Source organism: Arthrobacter sp. P1_A5 (genome assembly GCF_056406825.1).
In genome coordinates this window covers 1-2,811 of sequence record NZ_JBFTZL010000293.1, presented here as the reverse complement: position 1 = coordinate 2,811, position 2,811 = coordinate 1, and the positions used below count along the sequence as shown (strand labels likewise).

Genomic DNA, 2,811 nt, shown 5'->3' with positions numbered 1-2,811 from the left:
GCAGCAGCAGCACGTTTCCGATGAAGAGGCTGGCGATGATGGCCCAGGCGATGTCGGAGTGTTCGGTGAAGAGGCTGGGTCCGGGAGTCAGGCCCTGCTGCAGGAACGCGCCCATCAGCACGGCGATGGTCGGGGATGCCGGGATGCCGAGGGTAAAGAGCGGGATCAGGGCGGCATTGGCGTGGGCGTTGTTGGCTGTTTCCGGACCGGCCACGCCTTCTACTGCACCCTTGCCGAGTTGATTGCGGAAGCRCGAAAACTTCTTTTCCGCGGCATAGGACAGCAGGGACGACACCGATCCGGTCATGCCGGGAATGAGGCCGAGTCCGAARCCGACTCCCGTGCCSCGGGCCATGGCRGGGGCGCTGCGSCGCCATTCCGTCCGKGTGGGGAGCAGTGAGCGGAGTCCGGGGGCATGAACCAACGGAGTCTCCGCGTTCTTGCGGTGGGACAGGATTTCGGAGAGCCCGAAGACGCCGACAATGACGGCCACGAAACTAACGCCGTCCAGGAGCCGGTCCATCCCGAAGGTGAAGCGCGGGGCACCCGCAACGGGGTCGATGCCGACCATGGAGATCAGCAGGCCCAGGGCTCCGGAGATCAGGGCCTTGACCATGGATTTGCCAGCCAGGGCGACCAGCAGGGAGATGCCGACGACCATGAGGGCGAAGAACTCCGGCGGACCGACGAGCAGGCCCAGTTCGCCAAGGGGCTTAGCAGCAGCGACCAGTCCGATGGTGGCGATGGTTCCGCCGACGAAGGAACCCACTGCGGCCAGGGTCAGCGCCGCACCGGCCCTGCCGACCTTGGTCATCGCGTAACCGTCGATGGTGGTGATCGCCGACGACGCCTCACCCGGAGTGTTCAAAAGAACGCTGGTGATGGTTCCGCCGTACTGGGTGCCGTAGAAAATGGCACACAGCATGATGATCGAACCGGTGGGGTCCAGGTTCAAAGTGAGCGGGATGAGCAGGGCTACACCGGCCACCGGGCCAACTCCGGGAAGGACCCCAATGATGGTGCCCAGCAGGCAGCCCAGGAAGGCGAAGATCAGATTTTGCCAGGTCATGGCGGCTGCGAAGCCGCCGAGCAGTTCGTTGAGTGTGTCCACGTCTAGAGTCCGATCAGTTCAGCGGAGCGAATGCCGAGACGGGGAGTGCGACGTTCAACCCGTAGTTGAAGGCATAGAACGCACCGACGCTTCCGGCAAGGGCGATGATCAGGGAGGACACCCACGTCCGGCGGCCCCGCAGTTTCAGGTGATAGAGCAGGAACAGGAACATGCTCAACTGAAAGCCCAGCAAATCCATGACGGACGCCAGGAGCACAAGGCTGACCACGACCGCGATCACCAGACCCCTGTCGATCCCCTCGGCCCTCTCGCTCGGCCGGCGCAGCTCCTGGACCAGCCAGAGCGCCGACATCGCGACCAGCACCCCTCCCATGGCGAACGGGAACAGGCCGGGACCTGGCCCCAACGACGTCCACAGGCCGAGGCCGACCGAACTGGCCAGAACATAGACGCCGACGGCGGCGAACGTGCCGATGCCCGCAAGCACCGACGGAGCGACGCGGATGGCGCGCTCGGGTTTAGTCAGTAGTGACTCCGTTGTCATCGTTTCCTTCTTACGTTGCGATATTCTATTTCATAGAATGAAAGAACATTTCGTCTGAAGAAATAGTGACAGGAGACACAAACGCTGTCAAGCGCAGTGCAGTTACATAGAATGAAACAATGACAGTGACTTCGACACATTCGGCCGGCTCCGCTGAAGAGGGCGGCCCCAAGGCCGGGAACATGCGCTCCCTGTCCAGGTCGATGGAGGTTTTCGCCGAACTCCAGCGTGCGGAGCGGCCCCAGCGCCTCAGTGACCTGGCCAGGACCTGCGGCATGAGCCTGCCGACGACGTTGCGGATCCTGCGGGTCCTTCAGGATTTCGGCATGGTCAGCCAGACGGACAAGTCCTACCGGATCGGCCCCGCGGTCCTGCCCGCGGCCCGGAGCTACTTGGAGAACGACCCCCTCGTGGTTGCCGCGCGGCCGATCCTCCAACAGGTGGCCTCCCAGACGGGACTCACGGCCTCGCTGTACACCAGGCTGGGCTTTGAAAGGATCCTCGTCGCACGTGTCGACGGCGACTCGCCCCTCCGCTATGACCTGCCGTTGGGTAAGCGTCTCCCCCTCACCGTCGGAGCGGCCGGGAAGATCCTGCTGGCCACCGTTTCCGATACGGAACTCGGGCAAGTGGTAGCCGCGGCCGTCGCATCCGGCCATGAGGAGAGTACATTTACTGCCGACGAGCTCCGCGCACGCCTGCCTGAGCCCGGCGTCGATTACGCGTATTCGGCTGATGAGCGTGCTACCGGCGTGCTGTCGGTCGCTGTCGCTGTGCCGAACGGAACCCGACGCCCCAGTGAGTCCATGGCACTAACCAGCCCCGTTGAGTCAGCCACCGAAGCCGGCCTCGAGGCCGGCGTTCCTGAACTCCGGCGCGCCGCCGGCCGACTCTCAGAACTCTTGGAAGGGTCCGTCTACTAGGCGGGGCCTCACCGCCGCCAGTGGACATGTGGCCCATATGTCCACTCTGCGCGGTCAAAAATGGGCATGTCCCCTCCCGGGGTCAGGTCAGGCGCGCGTACCCCAGCAGCGCGGCCGTGCCCATGCCGCCTGCGATGCTGATCATCGCCAGGGCAAGCTGCCCCGGCTCCGGGGACCTGCGGGCCTGTGCGAGCAGCCGGGTGACCAGTACCGCGCCCGAGGCTCCATAGGCGTGACCGAGGGCCAGGGCGCCGCCGTCGAGGTTTGCCTGG

Annotated in this window: 3 protein-coding genes and 1 pseudogene; 1 reads left to right on the top strand and 3 read right to left on the bottom strand. The window is 64.7% G+C overall.

Annotated features, from left to right (window positions below; translation table 11 throughout):
* Positions 1-1,111, bottom strand: a 1,111-nt coding sequence (locus AC1D1S_RS20475; protein ID WP_476995367.1) for a tripartite tricarboxylate transporter permease, incomplete at its 3' end; no start/stop codon positions are given.
* Between the two features lie 13 nt (positions 1,112-1,124).
* Positions 1,125-1,616, bottom strand: a complete 492-nt coding sequence (locus tag AC1D1S_RS20470) for a tripartite tricarboxylate transporter TctB family protein (protein WP_243177693.1) — start codon at positions 1,614-1,616, stop codon at positions 1,125-1,127.
* A 119-nt stretch (positions 1,617-1,735) separates the two neighbouring features.
* On the opposite strand from AC1D1S_RS20470, the gene AC1D1S_RS20465 reads away from it, so the two are divergent.
* Entirely contained in the window at positions 1,736-2,539 is an 804-nt protein-coding gene (locus tag AC1D1S_RS20465) for an IclR family transcriptional regulator (RefSeq protein ID WP_243177695.1), read from the top strand.
* An 82-nt stretch (positions 2,540-2,621) separates the two neighbouring features.
* Here the strand turns inward: AC1D1S_RS20465 and AC1D1S_RS20460 are convergent.
* Positions 2,622-2,811: pseudogene (locus AC1D1S_RS20460) on the bottom strand (acetyl-CoA C-acyltransferase); the annotation flags it as partial.

Coding starts and splice junctions, on each gene's coding strand:
- AC1D1S_RS20465 (WP_243177695.1), top strand. CDS start 1,736: ATGACAGTGACTTCGACACATTCGGCCGGCTCCGCTGAAGAGGGCGGC.
- AC1D1S_RS20470 (WP_243177693.1), bottom strand. CDS start 1,616: ATGACAACGGAGTCACTACTGACTAAACCCGAGCGCGCCATCCGCGTC.